General features: G+C 60.6%; 19 protein-coding genes. 10 read left to right on the plus strand and 9 right to left on the minus strand.

Going from position 1 to position 17,793, the window contains the following annotated elements; translation table 11 throughout:
• The first annotated feature begins 76 nt into the window (after positions 1 to 76).
• Entirely contained in the window at positions 77 to 646 is a 570-nt protein-coding gene (locus NW812_RS03495; RefSeq protein ID WP_414394097.1) for a photosystem I assembly protein Ycf4, read from the plus strand.
• 83 nt (positions 647 to 729) lie between these two features.
• Here NW812_RS03495 and NW812_RS03500 read toward each other — a convergent pair whose 3' ends face one another.
• From NW812_RS03500 to NW812_RS03530, 7 genes are all read right to left on the minus strand, one after another.
• Entirely contained in the window at positions 730 to 2,295 is a 1,566-nt protein-coding gene (locus NW812_RS03500) for an NAD(P)H-quinone oxidoreductase subunit N (RefSeq protein WP_414394098.1), read from the minus strand.
• Positions 2,296 to 2,414: 119 nt separating this feature from the next.
• Entirely contained in the window at positions 2,415 to 3,716 is a 1,302-nt protein-coding gene (gene gvpJ, locus NW812_RS03505) for a gas vesicle protein GvpJ (protein ID WP_414394100.1), read from the minus strand.
• A 240-nt stretch (positions 3,717 to 3,956) separates the two neighbouring features.
• On the minus strand, positions 3,957 to 4,142 hold the full coding sequence (locus NW812_RS03510; protein ID WP_414394392.1) for a peptidylprolyl isomerase: 186 nt from the start codon (positions 4,140 to 4,142) through the stop codon (positions 3,957 to 3,959).
• 89 nt (positions 4,143 to 4,231) lie between these two features.
• Positions 4,232 to 4,708 (minus strand): phosphate-starvation-inducible PsiE family protein, encoded by a 477-nt coding sequence (locus NW812_RS03515; protein ID WP_414394394.1) that lies wholly within the window; start codon positions 4,706 to 4,708, stop codon positions 4,232 to 4,234.
• 48 nt (positions 4,709 to 4,756) lie between these two features.
• Complete coding sequence (locus NW812_RS03520; protein ID WP_414394396.1) at positions 4,757 to 4,903, minus strand: DUF2256 domain-containing protein; 147 nt, start codon at positions 4,901 to 4,903, stop codon at positions 4,757 to 4,759.
• A 67-nt stretch (positions 4,904 to 4,970) separates the two neighbouring features.
• Positions 4,971 to 6,608 carry a CTP synthase gene (locus NW812_RS03525; RefSeq protein WP_414394102.1) on the minus strand — a complete coding sequence of 546 codons (1,638 nt, stop codon included), beginning with the start codon at positions 6,606 to 6,608 and terminating at the stop codon, positions 4,971 to 4,973.
• Between the two features lie 50 nt (positions 6,609 to 6,658).
• Positions 6,659 to 7,159: a hypothetical protein gene (locus NW812_RS03530; protein ID WP_414394104.1), complete on the minus strand. Its 501-nt coding sequence runs from the start codon at positions 7,157 to 7,159 to the stop codon at positions 6,659 to 6,661.
• 198 nt (positions 7,160 to 7,357) lie between these two features.
• On the opposite strand from NW812_RS03530, the gene NW812_RS03535 reads away from it, so the two are divergent.
• Positions 7,358 to 8,365, plus strand: a complete 1,008-nt coding sequence (locus NW812_RS03535) for an aldo/keto reductase (RefSeq protein WP_414394106.1) — start codon at positions 7,358 to 7,360, stop codon at positions 8,363 to 8,365.
• Positions 8,366 to 8,397: 32 nt separating this feature from the next.
• The gene (locus tag NW812_RS03540; protein ID WP_414394108.1) at positions 8,398 to 9,147 is read left to right on the plus strand and encodes an HAD family hydrolase; all 750 of its coding nucleotides are present in this window, start codon (positions 8,398 to 8,400) and stop codon (positions 9,145 to 9,147) included.
• 8 nt (positions 9,148 to 9,155) lie between these two features.
• On the opposite strand, the gene queA is transcribed toward NW812_RS03540, so the two are convergent.
• Positions 9,156 to 10,343, minus strand: coding sequence for a tRNA preQ1(34) S-adenosylmethionine ribosyltransferase-isomerase QueA (gene queA / locus NW812_RS03545; RefSeq protein WP_414394110.1), 1,188 nt, complete (start codon positions 10,341 to 10,343; stop codon positions 9,156 to 9,158).
• Between the two features lie 78 nt (positions 10,344 to 10,421).
• Here queA and NW812_RS03550 point away from each other — a divergent pair, with 78 nt between their 5' ends.
• Entirely contained in the window at positions 10,422 to 11,099 is a 678-nt protein-coding gene (locus tag NW812_RS03550) for a Mo-dependent nitrogenase C-terminal domain-containing protein (protein ID WP_414394112.1), read from the plus strand.
• Positions 11,100 to 11,152: 53 nt separating this feature from the next.
• Here the strand turns inward: NW812_RS03550 and NW812_RS03555 are convergent, their stop codons facing one another.
• Positions 11,153 to 12,571 carry a folate/biopterin family MFS transporter gene (locus tag NW812_RS03555; RefSeq protein ID WP_414394114.1) on the minus strand — a complete coding sequence of 473 codons (1,419 nt, stop codon included), beginning with the start codon at positions 12,569 to 12,571 and terminating at the stop codon, positions 11,153 to 11,155.
• A gap of 228 nt (positions 12,572 to 12,799) precedes the next feature.
• On the opposite strand from NW812_RS03555, the gene rph reads away from it, so the two are divergent.
• The 6 genes from rph (at position 12,800) to glgA (ending at position 17,755) form a co-directional block, all read left to right on the plus strand.
• Positions 12,800 to 13,528 (plus strand): ribonuclease PH, encoded by a 729-nt coding sequence (rph, locus tag NW812_RS03560; RefSeq protein WP_414394116.1) that lies wholly within the window; start codon positions 12,800 to 12,802, stop codon positions 13,526 to 13,528.
• Positions 13,529 to 13,727: 199 nt separating this feature from the next.
• Positions 13,728 to 14,300 (plus strand): hypothetical protein, encoded by a 573-nt coding sequence (locus NW812_RS03565; protein WP_414394118.1) that lies wholly within the window; start codon positions 13,728 to 13,730, stop codon positions 14,298 to 14,300.
• Between the two features lie 178 nt (positions 14,301 to 14,478).
• Positions 14,479 to 14,898 (plus strand): response regulator, encoded by a 420-nt coding sequence (locus tag NW812_RS03570; RefSeq protein ID WP_414394120.1) that lies wholly within the window; start codon positions 14,479 to 14,481, stop codon positions 14,896 to 14,898.
• A 24-nt stretch (positions 14,899 to 14,922) separates the two neighbouring features.
• The gene (locus NW812_RS03575; protein ID WP_414394122.1) at positions 14,923 to 15,561 is read left to right on the plus strand and encodes a riboflavin synthase; all 639 of its coding nucleotides are present in this window, start codon (positions 14,923 to 14,925) and stop codon (positions 15,559 to 15,561) included.
• A gap of 39 nt (positions 15,562 to 15,600) precedes the next feature.
• Positions 15,601 to 16,170 (plus strand): shikimate kinase, encoded by a 570-nt coding sequence (locus tag NW812_RS03580; protein WP_414394124.1) that lies wholly within the window; start codon positions 15,601 to 15,603, stop codon positions 16,168 to 16,170.
• Positions 16,171 to 16,225: 55 nt separating this feature from the next.
• Positions 16,226 to 17,755: a glycogen synthase GlgA gene (gene glgA / locus NW812_RS03585; protein WP_414394126.1), complete on the plus strand. Its 1,530-nt coding sequence runs from the start codon at positions 16,226 to 16,228 to the stop codon at positions 17,753 to 17,755.
• Positions 17,756 to 17,793: the final 38 nt, after the last annotated feature.

Raw genomic sequence — 17,793 nt, forward strand, 5'->3', positions numbered from 1 at the left:
GTAGCGGGATCCCAGCAAGAGGTCGAGCCGCCCAATAGAATGGGAGAAGCCAGCTTTGGAAAAAGGGATTCCGGCGGTGTCTGCAACTGTTCCCGAAATTCGCTCTGAAGACCTGCTGCGCTACACCGTCATTGGGTCGCGGCGGCCCAGCGTTTACTTTTGGGCAGTGGTTCTGACGGCAGGGGGTCTGGGCTTTACCCTGGCTGGTCTTTCCAGCTATTTCCACCGCAATTTGCTTCCCTTTTCCGACCCCGCCAGCCTGGTGTTCATTCCCCAGGGCATTGCCATGCTCTTCTACGGCGTGCTCGGCTTCCTGGCAGGGTTGTACCAATGGCTGAGCCTGTACTGGAACTTGGGGGGCGGCTACAACGAGTTCAACCGCCGTACCCAAAAGATAACGCTGGTGCGGCAGGGCTTTCCGGGCAAAAACCGCGAAGTTCGTCTGGAGTATGACTTTGCCGAGGTACAAAGCCTGCGGGTGGAGCTGCGAGAAGGCCTCAACCCCCGCCGAGCTATCTACTTGCGAGTGAAAGGACGCGGTGACATCCCCCTCACCGGCGTTGGGCAGCCGCCTTCTTTGGCCGAGATTGAAAACCAAGCCGCCGAGATTGCCCGCTTTCTTAATGTCAGCCTAGAGGGTATTTGAGGTTCGACTCAGTTGCAGACGGTGGCGGGGCAAGGCTGAAACGCTTAATTCCCCCTCCTACAGGGAGAGGGGTGGGGGCATTTTTAGGAATTGCGGCCCGAGTAGCTAGGCAAAGCTGCAGGGCTGGCTGCCTCGGGAGCAAAAGCCTGGGCTGTCGGGAACCCCAAAAACGGGCTACGCTCCACTGCCTGAACAGAGAGGGTAAACAGGGGATTGGAGAGGATGCCAGCAAAGATGGTGGCCACTAGGGTCAACACCATGCCCACTCGCAGAGCCGGCATGCCCTCTGCCTGCCAGTCGGTCTCGGCGTAGTTTTGCACCGAAAGCGACATCTCCTGCGGCTCTTTCACCACCATGGTTTTCACCACTCGCACGTAGTAGTAGATGGAGATGACGCTAGTAACCAGGCCCACCAGCACCAGGGTGTATTCTCCTGCCTGCCAGCCAGCCCAGAAGAGATAGAGCTTGCCGAAAAAGCCGGCCAGTGGCGGCAACCCGCCCAGGGAGAGAAGACAAATGCTAAGGCAAAGGGTGAGGAAAGGATCCTTCTGGTAAAGGCCACTGTACTCGTTGATTTCGTCAGTGCCGGTCTTAAGGCTAAACAGGGTGACGCACAGAAAGGCGCCCAGGTTCATGGCTAGATAAACCATCAGGTAAAAAATCAAGCTGGCGTAGCCCGCTTCCGTGCCTGCCACCAAACCAATCAAAACAAAGCCCGCCTGCCCAATAGAGGAATAGGCCAGCAGGCGCTTAAGGCGGGTTTGGGCAATGGCCACCACATTGCCCAGCACCATGGTCAAGATAGCCAGCACTGAGAGCACCGCCCGCCACTCTTCCGTCATGGCTGGGAAGACGGTAGCCAGAAAGCGAATGGCCAGGGCAAAGCCTGCCGCTTTGGATCCCACCGACAAAAAGGCCACCACCGGCGTCGGGGATCCCTCGTAGACGTCGGGAGTCCACTGGTGGAAGGGCACCGCCGCCAGCTTAAAGCCAATGCCCCCAAGGCAGAACACCAAGGCCAGGATCCCTGCTAGGCCAGCATTGGCCAGGTGGGGCGCGATGGCCGACAGTTGGGTTTGCCCCCCCGACAGGCCATAGAGCAGCGACATGCCGTAGAGGAAGATGGCCGTGCTGCTAGCGCCGGTCAGCAGGTACTTCAGGGCAGCCTCAGAGGAGCGCGGATCTCGCTTCGTGTAGCCAGCCATGAGGTAGCTGGCAATGCTCAGCGTTTCCAGCGAGACAAACACCATGATTAAATCCATCGCTCCCGCGAGGAACATTCCCCCCAAGGTGGCCGTGAGGAGCAGCACATAGAACTCGCCCGTGGGCGTGCCTGCCTGGCTGAGGTAGCGCTCCGCCATCATCACCGTCAGGGCTGCTGTCACCACCACCAGGCCACGGAAGAGAATGCTCACGGGATCCGCGGCAAAGCTGCCCAAGAAGCTCTCCAACTGGGGCTGCTGCCACTGCAGCACCAGGGGCACCAGGGCTCCCATCAACCCCAAGAGGGAAAGAGTTGGCAAACTTCTGCGCGCTGCCGACCCGCCCACCAGATCCACTGCCAGGACGAGCAACAGCGTGAGGGTGACCACCACCTCCGGCCAAATCGCGCCGGCATGCAGGTTTCCGGTTGGGGCGAAAACATCCATAGGAGAAAACTGTGAAGAGAGATTAATGGGATCCAAAGCCAGCATACCGCGATTTCCGGCCTTCCCATCTTGCTTCTGGCATCTCTTCTCCCAATCGTCTCCATCGACACTCCCTGGGTCTAAGAAAGCTTGGCGCTGGAGGTAAGCACCAATTGCAGGCGGGCGTGGATAAGACTCAAGTCCGCCAAGCCCAGGTCGAGCTCGCCGTCGACGACGATCCCGGTGTTGATCAGCCGATCCAAGAGTTCCAAGAGGGATCCCTCGCCGTCGGGCTGGCCGGGGTAGTAGTCTCCCTGGCGGGGCAGAAGCGTGCCCAGATCCCCTAAATCCAGATTGAGATCTGCCGGGTCAATCTCCAGCAGGGCGCAGAGTTGCCGAATTTGCTGCCGCAGGGCTTGCAGGCTGCTGCCGGCCCGCTCGATCTGCTCCGGCGAAAGGCGATTGGCCTCCATCTGCCGCACCACCTGAGCTTCCATCAACTGGCGCAGCAGCTCCACCAAGGTCAGCACCAGGGAGGCAAGGCCAGCTTCCGGGCGTTTCCGGTCAGGGCTAGCTTGAACCCGACTCAAGTCTTGCGGGCCGGCTGGGCTGATGGCAAGACCAGAGGAAGGGGGAGGCGGGATCAACCACTGCTCAAAAGGCTGGGAGAGCTGTTCCAAGCTAAGGAGATGCAGGCGGGGATCCCGGGCGGCCTCTTCTCGCTCCTCCGGCAGGTTGTAGCCCCAGGCAGCCAAAAACAGGAGCACTGGCTCTAGCTCCGGTACGCTCTGCACCTGGCGCAGCGTCTGCAGGCGATCCTCGACAAACCAGAGTTCCTCTGGCGCTACCTGAGCTGCAGTTAGCAGCCGCTGGAGAGTGGCGGCCTTGGGAGCGCGCACCTCCTTGCCCAGGATGCGGTGGCGCGGCAGTTGGATCCCTTCGCGGAGCAAAAGCTGCTGGATAAAGCGCCCCTCTTTGGTACTGAGAATGGCTAGGCGCGGCTCGCCGGCAGCCTGTACTTGGCGCATCCAGGCTGTCACCCCCGGATAGAAGCGGTGCAGCTCCAGCCACCCCTGCCGATCCTCTGCAAGCCAGCGATCTCGCACCTCATCCAGCGCTTGGGCCAAAGCCCTCTCGGAAACCCCCGCCTGCTGCAACAACCGCTGTCGCCAGCCGGGCCAGTCTTGGCGCAAAGCGTCTTCCGGGATCCCTTGCTGCAGCCCCCAGAGCAACAGGGGCATCTCCCAACCCGTCTCGATTAGCGGGCGCAACTGGTTAAAGGCTGGCTGCAACGGCTGCAATTGCGCAGGAGCCAGGCCCCACACCTGGGCACAGACACGACAGGAGGAGGCAAAGTACTCTGCCCGCCCATCGCAGAGCACGCCATCAAAATCCAGAACCAAAATGCGGGGGGACATTCGCCGGGGGCTAGCGAACTCCATACGGGATCCCCCTCAGGGCAAGTTGCAAAAACGCAGCTAAGGATCAATCAAACTGTTCCACGAGATTAGCTCAAGCTAATGGGATTCCGAATCTCCACCGGGTTTAGCGGGCAATCCTGCGGGCCAGTTGGCCAAAGATGGTGGAGTTGGGAGGTAGGGAATAGTCACTGACTGCCCTTGGCGTTAGGGCCGGCATTGGCCATCGCCAAGATCGCCCGGGGGTAGGGACGTTGCAACGGCTCATTGGGAAAGCGGTAGCCTCCTACCCCGCTTTGTGCCTGTGGGATCCCCGCCTTGGGCCATGAAGCCCCGAATCCCGCGCTGGAAGATGAAGCCATCGTAGAAGTGAGCGTTGGCCCAAAAAGACGAAGCTGACAGTAAGGGAAGCTTCTTGCAGGAAAAGCTCCAGAACCATCGTGCCGGCAGTGGCTCCCCTCATAGCCGTGTAGGATTTGGCCGAGCCAAGCACCACTGGCGCGGGCTGTTGCAGGTTTTTTGCCAAACTATTGGGAAGCTTAGTCTTGACCGGACTTGGATGGGGGCTTAGCGCGTCGCACCAGCCAGTAACTTACCGACAGAGCCAGAGTTGCTGCCCCCAGGCCAATCAAATCCAACCCCCCCAGCTTCTCGAAATCAAAAATGATGATCTTGCGCGCCACCGCAATCAAAGAGGTAACAATGACCAGCTCCACTTGCACAACCTGCTTTTGCAGGTAAGCAGTAATGTTCTCCAAAATCTCCAGGGCAATCAAGATATTCAAAAAGAGGCCGAAGATCTCAATCAAAGTGGTGGAGAAAAACCCGGTTGGCTCCCGTAGCAGATCAGCCACCAAGAAGCGGGCCAAATCGACAACTGCTACTATAACTAGCCCAATCAGGAGGATTGAAAGCAGCTTCGAGATCAAGCTTTCTATGCGGGTAATACCTCTAAGGAAGGGATCCTCCTCCTCCGTCTCATGAGGATTGTGCAACAGCCACTTGAGAAACCGCATGTCGATGCCACCGGGTTTGAGACCCATGTCCTAGCCTCAACGACTACATTATCCATCCCGAGTGTCTCCAGGGGGAGAAGAGTGGGAGCCTTTAGGGCGATGGTTGCGGCAACGCTCGGAACAGTATTTCACCTCTGGCCAACAATCAGCCCATTTCTTGCGCCAAGTAAAGGGCCGGCCGCAGGTGAGGCAGATTTTGCTGGGCAGATCCGACTTTTTCCGGTGGCGGGGCATAGCGCGCTAGAGACGACAACCCTTAGGATCAACTTGTACTTTGCAACTGCAGCAGCGGTTGAAGCTGGGAACGGCGGCGCAGAGCAGCCTCGATCAGCCCCAAAAAGAGGGGGTGCGGGCGGTTGGGGCGGGAGCGAAACTCGGGATGGAATTGGGTGGCGATGAAAAAGGGGTGGCTGGGCAGCTCGATGATCTCCACTAGACGGTTGTCGGGCGAAACACCGCTAATCACGTAGCCAGACTCGAGGAACAGGCTGCGGTAGGCGTTGTTGAACTCGTAGCGATGGCGGTGGCGCTCATAGACAATTGTCTCACCATAGAGCTTGGCTGCCAGGGTGTCGGGCAGAATGCGGCAGGGGTAGAGGCCCAGGCGCAGGGTTCCCCCCAAGTGCTCCACATCTTTCTGCTCCGGCAGCAAGCTGATGACGGGATGAGGAGTGTCGGGATCGAACTCATAGCTGTTGGCCCGCTCCAGGCCGGCAATATGGCATCCCCAGTCGATCACCGCACACTGCATGCCCAAACACAGCCCCAGAAAGGGAATGCCCCGCTCCCGCGCGTGGCGGATGGTGACCACCTTGCCCTCGATGCCGCGGTTGCCAAACCCCCCTGGCACCACGACGCCATCTACCCCCGCTAGCAGAGTTTCTGGTCCCCGCTCCTCGACTTCCTCGGAAGAGATCCAGCGCAAGGTAACGCCAGCATTGAGGGCCAGCCCGGCATGGCGCAGGGCTTCCGCCACCGAGAGGTAGGCGTCTGTCAGGCGCACGTATTTGCCGACAATGGCGATCTCCACCTGCTCTTGCGGGTGGTGCAGCCGCTGTACCAGGAGCTCCCACTCGCGCAGATCCGGCTGCTGTGGATCCAGGTTGAGAATCTCCAAAACTCGCTGGGCCAGGCCCTCCTGCTCCAGAATCAGGGGCACGTCGTAGATGCTGGGAGCATCCTGCGCCTGGATGACACATTCCACCGGCACGTCACAGAACTCGGAGATCTTCTCCTTGATGGCGCGCGGCAGGGGTTGTTCACAGCGGCACACCAGCACGTCCGGCTGAATGCCAATCGAGCGCAGCTCCTTGACCGAGTGCTGGGTAGGCTTAGTTTTCATCTCTCCCGATGCCTTGATTAGAGGCACCAGGGTGACATGCACATAGGCCACGTTGGCGCGGCCCACGTCCTTGCGGAACTGGCGGATGGCTTCCAAGAAGGGCAAAGACTCGATATCCCCCACCGTGCCCCCCACTTCTACCAGCACCACGTCGGGGTTGGTCTCGCGGGCCACCCGCCGAATCCGCTCCTTGATCTCTTGGGTTACATGGGGGATTACCTGCACCGTGCTGCCCTGGTAGTCGCCCCGCCGCTCTTTGGAGATCACCGCCTGGTAGATGGCGCCGGTGGTGACGTTGTTGAGCTTAGACATGTTGGTGTCGGTGAAGCGCTCATAGTGGCCCAAGTCCAGGTCGGTCTCGGCACCATCGTCGGTAACAAACACCTCCCCGTGCTGGTAGGGGCTCATCGTGCCGGGATCCACGTTGATGTAGGGATCCAGCTTCAAAATCGACACGGTGTAGTTGCGGGACTTGAGCAGACGGCCCAGGCTAGCCGCTACAATGCCTTTGCCAATGCTGGAGACGACTCCGCCAGTGATGAAGACAAACTTGGCCATAGCCCCGACCCTTGCCCTTTCTTGATTATGCCAGGGATCCCAGGGCTTCCTCAGCGCCGGGAGCGAATGGGGCCATTGTAGAGGATGGTGGTTTGAAAGGTGCGCCGATCCACCCGCACCTGGGTTTCAATGCTGGGTTGGACAAAGCCGGGCTCGCCGCCGCGGAAGGTAAAGACCCAGGCGTCTTCAAACTCTTCAAACGGCGCGTCGATGGCCGCCCCGTGCATGGAAGCCTCGGCGCGGTAGCGCTGCAAGCCCCCGTTGGCAATCTCGGCCGCTTGGCGGGCCAGGTTCTTAGCTCGGTTGAGATCGCGGAAGTATCGACTAATTTCCTCAAAGCTCCCCCTGGGCAGCGGTCGTCGCGGGGCAGGTGTGGGCGGCACAGGCCGGGGATCCGGCACGATGGGCAAGGTGGGAATATCTTGGCTGGGGGGCAGTGGAGTTTCTGGGAAAAGCGGGGTGACCCCCTGCGCCTGAACGGGCAGCAAGGATCCCCAGAACAAAATGCCGCCCAGGGAGCCGGCCAGACAAAGAGGGAAAATGGACTTCATGGAACCATTCCTCAAAAGTTTTGGGGTGTGAATTTTTCAATCCTCACTCTACTAGGCCGCTAGTCGGGAAAGCAGAGGCAAAAGCCCGCCCTCTTTTTCCACCAGCAGCTAGGCGCGTGGGTTGTCTGCGCAAGGGGCTTTGTCCTCCCCCGGCGCCTGTTAGCATCCTGAAACGGGATCCTGTTTGCAGACGTTGCCATGGAGTTTGTTACGCTTGCCGAGACGGGGCTAAAACTTAGCCGCGTGGGGCTGGGCACCTGGAGCATGACCGGGGATTGGTGGGGGCCAGCGGATCCCCAGGAGGCCTATGCCACCCTCCGCAAGGCTATTGACCTGGGCATTACGCTCTTTGACACGGCTCCGGCCTATGGCCGCGGCCTTTCGGAGGAGCTATTGGGGCGGGCTATCCGGGATGCCGGCTGTCGGGATCGCGTAGTCATTGCCACCAAGGCCGGCCTGCAGTGGACTAATGGCAAGGTGGTGCGCAACTGCAGCCTCAGTTGGCTGGCTCAGGATCTGGAAAACTCCCTCCGCCGCCTGCAGACGGATGTGATCGACATCTACCAGGTGCATTGGCCGGATCCCTTGGAGCCGCTGGAGGAGACCGCTGCCTTTTTCGGCCGCCTACTCCAGGAAGGAAAGATCCGCGCCATTGGGGTGAGCAACTTTTCTCCGGAGCAGATGGAGCGCTTCCGCCAGGTGGCTCCCCTGCACACGGCCCAGCCGCCCTATAACCTGTTTGAGCGCCAGATCGAAGCAGATGTCCTGCCCTACTGCCAGGCCAACGGCATTGCCACGCTAATCTACAGTCCCCTCTGCCGGGGGCTGTTGGGGGGAAGGCTGACTCCGCAAACCAAGTTTCCGCCTGGAGATCTGCGCAGCGGCATCGATCCCAAGTTTGGAGAGCCTCGCTACTCCCAGTACCTGCAAGCGGCAGAAGAGCTGAGCCGACTGGCGCGGGAGCGCTACGGCAAAACCTTGCCCCAGTTGGCGGTGCGCTGGCTCTTGGATCAGCCGGGGGTGAGTGCAATCCTATGGGGAGCGCGCAAGCGCCAGCAGCTGGATGACCTAGCCGGAGTTTGGGGCTGGTCGCTGGAGGCGGAGGCAATGCAGGCCATCGACGAGATCCTGCAAAGGCACGTCCCCGAATCCCTTCCCCCCAGCTTTATGGCTCCTCCTACCCGCCCAGGGATCCCAGCTTCCTAGAATTGTCCGGAGAATCTGAAATAGGACCTCGCATGGCGCTGCAAGGGGTAATCCTAACCTGGAGCGGCGTGGTGGCTGACGACGAGGAGCTGCACCTCTACGCCATCAACCAAGTGTTGCTGGAGGAGAACCTGCGCCCCTGGGATCTGGGATCCCCGGCGCAAAAAGAGCTCTATCGGCTACACCATCTGGGCCAACCGGATCGGGAGAGTCTGCTCGCCCTCTGGCAAGCCCAGGGACGGGTGCTCAGCCCCAGGCAGCAAGAAGGACTTTTGCAGCGCAAGGCCCTTTACTACCGGCAGGCGTTGCAGGAGCAAAAGGGATCCCTTCTGGTTCCCGGCTTGGCAGAGGCCTTGGAGAAGCTGGAGCAGCTACGGCTCAAGGTGGGCCTCTTGAGTGGTCACGCCGCTATCGAGGTGGAGGCTTTTTTGGAACGCTTCCCCTGTCCAGCCCTGGCGCGGCTGACTCAGAACTTCCGCTACCGCGTAACCGGCGAGGCAGGGGATCCTCAGTTGCACCGTCTGCTCCTAGAGCGGATGGGGCTCTCCCCTCAGGAGTGCCTGAGTTTTGAAGCCACCTACGCCGGCATTCAAGCGGCTCGCTCGCAAGGGATCCCGGTGTTGGCTTTGGCCACTTTCTTTCCTCTGCACATGCTGCAGCGGCGGGCCGATTGGGCAGTGGATGGCTACCCCCACGTGGAATGGGAGCGCCTCCAAACTTGGTTTGCCACTGGCCAAGACCGTCCTGCTGACCTTCCTACCAAGCCCTTGGCAAAAGGGTAAGAATCCCCCTAGGGCAGGATCAGCATGCCGTCCCCAAAGGAATAGAACCGATAGCCCTGCTCGATGGCCTCCTGGTAGAGATCCAGCAAGCGCTGTCGCCCGATCAAGGCTGCCACCAGCATCATCAGGCTGGAGCGGGGCAGATGAAAGTTGGTGATCAGCCCCTGCACCACCCGCCAGGAGTAGCCGGGGTAGATGAAGAGGTCGCTTTTTCCCTGCCAGGGTTCCAGGGCGCCGGAGAGGGCTGCCGTCTCTAGGGCCCGCACCACCGTTGTTCCCACCGCAATCACCCGCCTTCCCTGGGCTTGGGTTTCGCGAATAGTGTCCACCGTTTCTGCCGGCACCTTGAGCCACTCGCTGTGCAAGCGGTAGTCGGTTACTCGCTCTGCCTCTACCGGGCGGAAGGTACCCAGCCCAATGTTCAAGGTGATGTAGGCAGTTTGGACCCCCTTCTGGGCCAACCGCTCCAAAAGCTGAGGGGTAAAATGCAGGCCTGCGGTGGGGGCAGCCACCGAGCCGGGGTGTCTGGCCCAGACGGTTTGATAGTCTTCAGGTCGGACTCCCGCACTTGTCGGGTCAAGGGCACGGGCAGCTTCCAGATAGGGAGGAAGCGGGATCCGCCCCACCCGCTCCAGGATCTGCTCAAAGGCATCCGCCCCTTCCCATGCAAACTGCACCACCCGTCCGCCGGTCTCCGCGTCCACCGCCAGCACTGTGGCCGTCAGCTCAGCCAGCAAGCCCTGGTGATCCCAAAACCGGATTTGATCCCCCACCTTGACCCGTTTGCCCGGCCTGACCAAGACCCGCCAGATCGGCTGCTGAGGGGAGGTGTTGCCTGGGATCCCGGGCTGCTCTGGCTCGAGCAGCAAAACCTCTACCCGCGCCCCAAAAGCGTCCTTTCCCGGCAAGATCTTGGCTCCCCACAGCCGGGCCGGGATGACCTTGGTGTCGTTGAGAACCAGCAGATCCCCGCTCTGCAGGTAGTCGGGGAGGTCGCAGAAGCGGCGGTGCTCGTGCCTATCTGGGTACACCACCAGCATTCGCGCCTGATCCCGGGGCTCCACCGGCCTCTGCGCGATCCGCTCAGGCGGTAGGAAGTAGTCATAGGCAGCAGTTAGGAGATCCGGGTTGGGCTCTTCAGCGCTCCCTGGGCTGGGTTCAACCTGGGCAGCTAGGGGTGGAAGAGGATCCGTCATGAACAAAAAGAGGTTGCCCAGACTTCAACCTCCAGCCTAGCTCTTTAAAATGGCGGTGGCTTCTTGTGGAGCTCTGCCATGTCTAGCGATTCCACGCCTACTTCTGCTAGGGAGTGCTCACCCCAGCAGGCGGAACTATGGCTACGAGGGCTGCTTGGCATTGCCTGGGCTGATGGAGAATACAGCCCCGAAGAGCAACGACTCATCGAAGATCTCATCCGCTCCGACTGGCCCGAAGAAGAGGGGAAAGATCTCGCTCCCCTCTCCCCCGAAGAGCTGGCGGCCCAGTTGCAGCCGGAGTTGCGGGAAGATTTCCTGCGCACGGCAGTGATGACAGCCGTTGCCGATGGGGTATATTCCGAGCCGGAAGATCGCCTGTTGCACCAATTGGCCACTGCCTTTGGGCTGGAGCTTCCCCAGCTCCATCTGCTCAAGGCTACGCTGGTCGACAAGAGGGCCACCTCGCCATCGCCGGCAAAAGCCCAGCCTGAAAGCGGCTATACCGACCTTTTGGCTCCCTTGCGCAAGTGGCTGGACGGCATCCAAGTCCGCGACGTGAGGGTAGCCCGCTTCTTATGCCGTATGATCCCTGCCCACTGCCCCTTTGAGCGGGATGTAGTGTTGTTTGGCCGCAAGGTACTGCACATTCCCCCCATGTGCAAGCTTAACCCCCTCTACGACCAGGTGGTGGCCTTGCGCTGCCGCGCCCTCTCCTTCCTGGCAGAAGCTGGGGAAGACATTAGCCAATACACTTGATAGCCTGCGCTCAAGCAGGAGGAAGCCAACGCTATCTACTGGCCGCCGGCCCCTTAGGAGTAGGTTATGTCCGTCTCTCCCAAAGGGATTGCCTCTCCCCTAGCGGCTGCTTCTGCTCCCTGCAAGAAGGACTGTAGCGAAGCCTGAGCTTCCGCCTCCAACTCTGCTGGGCTGGGAGTTATCCTCTCGGCGGGCAGCCAACCCAACAAGGGCAAGGGCAAGAGGGTGGAGAGGTTGGTGATCACCAAAAGCAGCCCCAGGTGGCTGAAATTACTTTCGGTTACTCCTAGAGCGTGCATAAGCAGGGATCCCAGCTCCTGCGAGAGGAACCCCGCCAAATTAAAGGCCGACATGAGCAGGGCAAAAAAGGTGGCCTCGATCCCTGGCGGGCAAAGGCGGGCGGCCAGAACCAGCACCGGCATAAAGGCAATTTGCCCCGCTACTGTCAGCACCAGGCTATCCCCGAGGCTAAACCAGTGGTCGTCGAGGCCCCAAGCGCGGTTGAGGTGATAGACCAAGATCAGGCTGGTCAGGCCTAGAGCTGCGGAAATGACCGTCATCCAGCCAAAGAGGGGGCGCAGGGGGATGTGCCGCAGATACACCTGAAAGATTCCCACCCCCACCAAGCTGGCAACGCTAGTCACTAGCCGCACCTGGCCCAAAAACTCCGGACCAAAGCCGAGATCGTTGGTAACAAAGTAAAACAGCGCTACGTCGGCACTGGGAGTTGCCTGCCAGACAAACACAAACAGCAGCGGCAGGAAAACGCTGGGCTGCCGCAGGGCTTGCCACACCCGAGCTACCTGTTGCTGCAGGGGATCCCAGCCCAAGGCGCTAGCCACGGGCTGATCCTCAATGACCCAAGCAGCCAGGGCAATCAGCATGGGCAGCAGGGCTGTTAGCCCAAACACCACCTGGGGAGGATAGTGAGCCAAGAGCGCCCCCCCGGCATAGGCCGTGAGCAGGGATCCCAGAGCTGTGGCCCCCCACGTTAGAGACTGCAGCGTGCCCGTTCCCGCCCAGTCACTGCCCTGCACCCGCTCCACCACCAGCGAATCGACAATGACATCCCCCACGGCTACCGCCAGGGATGCCAAAACCATCCAAAGCAGGGCCAGCTCAGCCGTCGGCGCCCCCAGAGCCATCCCCAGCCAGGCCCCACATCCCAACAGCCCTGCCAGCAGGAGGTAAGGGCGGCGCCGGTAGCCTGCTAGCGGCAGCGTATCCGACAGGAGTCCATAAAGAGGCTTAACAGTCCAGGGGATTACAGCCAGGCCCATCAACGCCGCTGCCTGCGTTGGGCCGAGGCCCAGGTTATCCTTCAAGTAAAAGCTGGTGGCTAGCCGTGCCAGCCCCACTGCCCCCTGCACAAAATACACCAGCAGGATCCCAAACAGTTCCGGCGTCCAGCGGATCTCCTGGAGGGGGTCGAGCGCCGACTGACGTAAACGCTGCAGGAAGAGGAGGATCATGACGTCTGTGTCTTCTTGCTGGCTGGGTCCTGCCCTGCAGGACACCTTTTGTTCCAGAACTTGCTGCAACAGTAGGAAAAGTTGGCTAAGAGCTTCTTTACACTGTAACCTGCCTATTGGCCTACAACAGCAGCTCTCCCGCTGCCTGTCTTCCAAGGCGCTGGCAGCCCTTTTGGAGAAGCTGCCGTGGGTGAACCTGAACGACAATGCGAGGGATTTGAATGGCCCATGAGCTGGCAACGCCCTGATGGCCGCACACCTACCCAATTGCGCCCGGTTTCCTTCCAGCGCCACTTCACCCGCTACGCCCACGGCTCGGTGTTGGTTAAGCTTGGCGATACCCATGTTCTCTGCACCGCCACCGTGGCCGAAGAAGTCCCCCCTTTTTTACAAAACACCGGCCAAGGCTGGCTGACCGCAGAGTACCGCATGCTGCCCACCGCCACCCAACAGCGCCAGCCGCGGGAGACGCTCAAGGTCTCCGGCCGCACCGCTGAGATCCAGCGGCTAATTGGGCGCAGTCTGCGCGCGGCTTTGGATCTCCGGAAGCTGGGATCCCGCACCATCACCATCGATGCCGATGTGTTGCAAGCCGATGGCAGCACCCGCACCGCCGCAATTACCGGTGGATACGTGGCCCTGCACGATGCCATCACCTGGCTCTACAAGCAGGGACTGCTGGATCCGGCGCAGGGATCCCCTTTGCAACAGCAAGTGGCAGCCCTTTCGGTGGGAATTGTGCAAGGCGAGGTGCTGCTGGATCTCTGCTACGAGGAGGACAGCCAAGCCGAAGTGGACCTGAACGTGGTCATGAACGAGCAGGGATCCTTAATTGAGATTCAGGGTACCGCCGAAGCCGGATGCTTTGACCGCTCGCAACTGTTGCAAATGTTAGACCTGGCCCAGGCCGGCATCCAGAAATTGATCCAGGCCCAGCGAGAGGCTCTAGACTTGTAGCCAAGGCAAGCTTAGCCCGGGCCCCGAAAGGGGGAACTGCTGTCCCGGCAGGGGGAGGGTGTGGCCAGGTTAATGGTTTGATGAAGGGGAGATAATGGGATAAAGCAGCCGCAAACTAAGGCTCTCTCTTCAACTGAGGTGAGTAGCTGATGTAGTCGCTGCTTAGGTAGCCTGAAGAGGCTAGGCCGGAGGGTTTCCCATGTCCCATTTTCTCTTGGCAGCGGCGGAACTGGCGCCTCTGCTCCGGCAGCAAGGTCGGCGGTTTACCACTGGCTATTTCCACCTTCACCTTAGGGGCGAGGATCCCGCCGAGGGCACAGAGCCTTGGGTGCTGACCTACTACCACGGCCGGCTGCTTTTTTCCGCCGATCAGCCCCTCAATGCCCCGATCCTGCTGCGACGGCTATCGCGCTTTATCCCCCGTCTCAACCTGGACTGGCCCCAGCGGGTTATCCGTGTGCTGCAGCAGCGGCTGCTCCCAGACAACTCCCTGCCGGAGTTACTGGAGATGATGACCGAGCTGGGCTTGATAAAGCCAGGCGAGCTGGAAGACGCCCTCTGGCTGAACCTGCTTACCGATTTTGACCGCTACCTGTTCGAATGTGCTCCGCACCGCTCACGCGAACGGGTCAACCGCTATCGCCTTAGCGACGAACAGCGCCAGAAGCTCCATGCTCTCACCAAAGATGGCCAGTCGCTGGAGGCCATTGCCCAAAAGCTCTGTCGGGAAATGTGCTCCGCACCGCTCACGCGATCGGCTGGAGGTAGCTAGCCTCTTTGCCGCTTGGGCCAAAAAAGGTCTGGTGAGCCTGCAAACGCCTCCAGACTTGCTGCAACCCCAGCGCCGCACTTCCATAACCCTCTTGGCCGTAGACGACAGCGTCGTGATGCAGGAGATCCTGCGGCAGTACCTATCCCAGTAATGTGCTCCGCACCGCTAACGCGAACGCGTGATTACAACGGGCAACCCCGCCGAGGTGCTCCCCCTCCTGTTCCAGCACCGGCCTCACCTGCTATTGATGGACAATGTGCTCCGCACCGCTAACGCGATCGCCATGCCCGGGAATGTGCTCCGCACCGCTAACGCGAACGACGGCATAGAGCTCTGCCGCATCGTGCGCAGCCTGGAAGCGTTCAAGTCTCTCCCTATCCTGATGGTTACCTCGCGGGACAGCTTGCTGGATCGCATCCGCGGCAAGTGGTCGGGCGCAACCGGCTACCTGACCAAGCCTTTTAGCGAAAGCCAGCTCACTGCCGAGGTGGAGCGGCTCCTGGCCCAGGCCCAAGATCCCACCTCCCGCTCTCTCCGAGGAGCCCAAACCGACTCGCCCAGCTTATGGCTGGGATCCCTTGATCAGGCCAAGGCTTAGCAAGCAGGCCAAGGAAGCCGAAGCATGTTTACGGGTCTGGTGCGCAGTTTGGGTACAGCTCAGTTGATCTCCTCTTCGCAGGTACGGGTTACCTGCCCAAAGCTGCAGCCGCAGTTAGCCTGTGGGGATAGCGTGGCGGTGGATGGCCTCTGCCTGACAGTGGTAGAGATCCTGCCCGATGGCTTTTTGGCAGATGTCTCGCCGGAAACCCTGCGCCGCTCGACCTGGGGCTGCGGATCCCCTGGCCCGCGCCCAGTCAACCTGGAACCGGCGCTGCGGGTGGGGGACAAGTTAGGGGGGCATTTCGTCAGCGGCCATATCGACGGAGTGGGGCACCTCTGCGAACAAGCAGCCACCGGCAACGCCTGGGAGCTGAGCTTCGAGGTGCCGGCGAGCATCGGCCGCTACATCGTGCCCAAGGGCAGTGTGGCGGTGAACGGTGTCAGCCTGACCATTGCCGAGATCCGCCAAGGGGGGTGTTGGTTTAAGGTGGCGGTGATCCCGCACACCTACCGCCAGACCAACCTTTCCCTGCTGCAAGTAGGGGATCCGGTAAACGTGGAGGCAGATCTCCTGGGCAAATATGTGGAAAAATTCTTGGGCCTGGCCCCGCCGGAGAGCAGCCTCTCCCTGGAGTTTCTAGCCGAGCACGGCTACGTCTAATCCCAGCCGTTCGCGTAGCGGGACGGAGTCCTTGCCCCCATGATCCCTCCCCAAGAAGCCGAACGCCTGCGCGGCGTCACTGTCTATTTGATTGGCATGATGGGCAGCGGCAAGTCCACCCTGGGAGCTGAGCTGGCAGCCCAGTTGCGCCGCCCCTTCTTTGATACCGATGCTCTGGTGGAGCAGGTAGCCGGCTGTTCGATTGCCCAGATCTTTGCCGAGCAGGGAGAAGCCCACTTCCGGGAGCTGGAGACCCAGGTGTTGGCGCAACTGAGCGGCTACACTCGCCTGGTTATTGCCACCGGCGGCGGCATTGTGCTGCGGCCCAAAAATTGGAGCTACCTGCACCACGGCCTCACCGTCTGGCTGGATGTGGCCCCTGAGCTCATTTGGCAGCGGCTGAGCCGGGATCCTGGCCAACGCCCCCTCCTGCAAACTCCCGATCCCCAGGCTGCTCTGCAGAGGCTCATGCGGGAACGAGAACCCTTCTACGCCCAGGCTGATGTGCGGGTGCCCATCCAGTCAGAAACCAGCCTGTCCCAGCTGGTCCAGCAGGTCTGGCAGGCCATTTGCGCCCGCCTGCGAGAGCAGCCGCCCTGCAACCCGTAGCAAAACCCCCAAAAATAGGAGGGGGAGGGTCTGGTATTGCAGCAGGGAGGGCAGGGTGGTACAGGCCAGGATTTTGTTTGCAGCAGCGGAAGCAGCGCCCTTGGCAAAGGTGGGGGGGATGGGGGATGTGGTGGGATCCCTGCCTGTTGTTTTGCGCAAGCTGGGGCAGGACGTGCGCATCATCATGCCCCTGTACGGATTTTTGTGGGACCAATTTGGCCCAGAGCCGGGGCAATACCCCCGCTCCAAAGACCCCATTTGGTCGAAGCAGGTCATGGGCCAGGTGGCCGATATCTACGAAAGCGTTTTACCCGGCACCGATGTCCCCCTTTACCTGGTCAGCCACTACTGCTTTGCCCCCCACCGCATCTACGACGGCGAGGACGAGTTTTGGCGCTTTACGTTTTTTGCCAATGCCGTGGCCGAATTTGCCTGGACCTATTACCCCTGGAGGCCCAACATCATCCACTGCCACGATTGGCACACCGGCATGATCCCGGCCTGGATGCACCAGGCTCCCGATATCGGCACCGTCTTTACCATTCACAACCTGGCCTATCAGGGACCGTGGCGCTGGCAACTGGAACGCATGACCTGGCTGCCCTGGTATTTTTCCGCCCACAACACTATGGCCGCCGGGATCCTCTACGCCGACCAGGTAACCACCGTTTCGCCCACCTACGCCCTGGAGATCCGCACCAGTCTCTATGGAGAAGGCCTCCAGGATCTGCTGGCTTGGAAAGGAGAACGCCTGTGGGGGATCTTAAACGGAATCGACACCGAGAAGTTCGATCCCCGCACGGATCCCCATCTAGCCGCCAACTTCAGCATCGACGACCTCAGCGGTCGAGCGGTGAACAAGGCCGTGCTGCAGACCCGCCTGGGTTTGACCGTCAACCCCGACGTCTTTCTCATGGGCATGGTGACCCGTTTGGTGGAACAAAAGGGGATTGACTTGGTCATTCAAACCGTGGAGCGCTTTCTGGCCTACAGTGACTCGCAATTTGTCTTGCTGGGCAGCGGCGAAGCCCACTACGAAGAGCGGCTCCGGGAAATGGCCCAGCGGCACCCAGGCCGAATGTCCTATCAGCAGGGCTATCAGCCGCAACTGGCCCAGTTAATCTATGGGGGGGCAGATGTTTTCTTAATGCCCAGCCGCTTTGAGCCCTGCGGCATTAGCCAGATGATTGCCATGCGCTACGGCTGTGTGCCCATTGTCCGCCGTACAGGGGGACTGGTGGATACGGTCAGCCACCATATTCCCAGCAAAGGGATCGGCACCGGCTACTGCTTTGACCGCTACGAGGCTCTGGACTTCTACACTTGTCTAGCGCGGGCTTGGGAGGCGTTTCAGCACAAGGAGACTTGGCAAGCGCTGCAAAAGCGAGGCATGGCCAGCGATTTCAGTTGGCACCGCTCGGCTTTGCAGTACCTGCGCCTGTACGAGCGGATTATGAACTTGCCCCTGCTGCCAGAAAAAGTTCCCTCCCAGGCTCAACCGGCTTCCCCGCCGTCTGAACAGTTGCCTCCTCAGCAACCGCTAGGGGAGGGGATCCCTGAGCTGCAGCAAAGCCCCGCGGAGTGAGGTAGAGTGGAACGGGTTAGCAAGGTTTTGAGGGTTAC

The sequence above is a fragment of the Synechococcus sp. O70.2 genome (assembly GCF_047462135.1).
Classification (GTDB): domain Bacteria; phylum Cyanobacteriota; class Cyanobacteriia; order Thermostichales; family Thermostichaceae; genus Thermostichus.

What these genes read in the sequence shown, in the direction of transcription:
- NW812_RS03500 (WP_414394098.1), bottom strand. Translation starts at nt 2,295, where the DNA reads ATGGATGTTTTCGCCCCAACCGGAAACCTGCATGCCGGCGCGATTTGG.
- gvpJ (WP_414394100.1), bottom strand. Translation starts at nt 3,716, where the DNA reads ATGGAGTTCGCTAGCCCCCGGCGAATGTCCCCCCGCATTTTGGTTCTG.
- NW812_RS03515 (WP_414394394.1), bottom strand. Translation starts at nt 4,708, where the DNA reads ATGCGGTTTCTCAAGTGGCTGTTGCACAATCCTCATGAGACGGAGGAG.
- NW812_RS03525 (WP_414394102.1), bottom strand. Translation starts at nt 6,608, where the DNA reads ATGGCCAAGTTTGTCTTCATCACTGGCGGAGTCGTCTCCAGCATTGGC.
- NW812_RS03530 (WP_414394104.1), bottom strand. Translation starts at nt 7,159, where the DNA reads ATGAAGTCCATTTTCCCTCTTTGTCTGGCCGGCTCCCTGGGCGGCATT.
- NW812_RS03535 (WP_414394106.1), top strand. Translation starts at nt 7,358, where the DNA reads ATGGAGTTTGTTACGCTTGCCGAGACGGGGCTAAAACTTAGCCGCGTG.
- NW812_RS03540 (WP_414394108.1), top strand. Translation starts at nt 8,398, where the DNA reads ATGGCGCTGCAAGGGGTAATCCTAACCTGGAGCGGCGTGGTGGCTGAC.
- queA (WP_414394110.1), bottom strand. Translation starts at nt 10,343, where the DNA reads ATGACGGATCCTCTTCCACCCCTAGCTGCCCAGGTTGAACCCAGCCCA.
- NW812_RS03550 (WP_414394112.1), top strand. Translation starts at nt 10,422, where the DNA reads ATGTCTAGCGATTCCACGCCTACTTCTGCTAGGGAGTGCTCACCCCAG.
- NW812_RS03555 (WP_414394114.1), bottom strand. Translation starts at nt 12,571, where the DNA reads ATGATCCTCCTCTTCCTGCAGCGTTTACGTCAGTCGGCGCTCGACCCC.
- rph (WP_414394116.1), top strand. Translation starts at nt 12,800, where the DNA reads ATGAGCTGGCAACGCCCTGATGGCCGCACACCTACCCAATTGCGCCCG.
- NW812_RS03565 (WP_414394118.1), top strand. Translation starts at nt 13,728, where the DNA reads ATGTCCCATTTTCTCTTGGCAGCGGCGGAACTGGCGCCTCTGCTCCGG.
- NW812_RS03575 (WP_414394122.1), top strand. Translation starts at nt 14,923, where the DNA reads ATGTTTACGGGTCTGGTGCGCAGTTTGGGTACAGCTCAGTTGATCTCC.
- NW812_RS03580 (WP_414394124.1), top strand. Translation starts at nt 15,601, where the DNA reads ATGATCCCTCCCCAAGAAGCCGAACGCCTGCGCGGCGTCACTGTCTAT.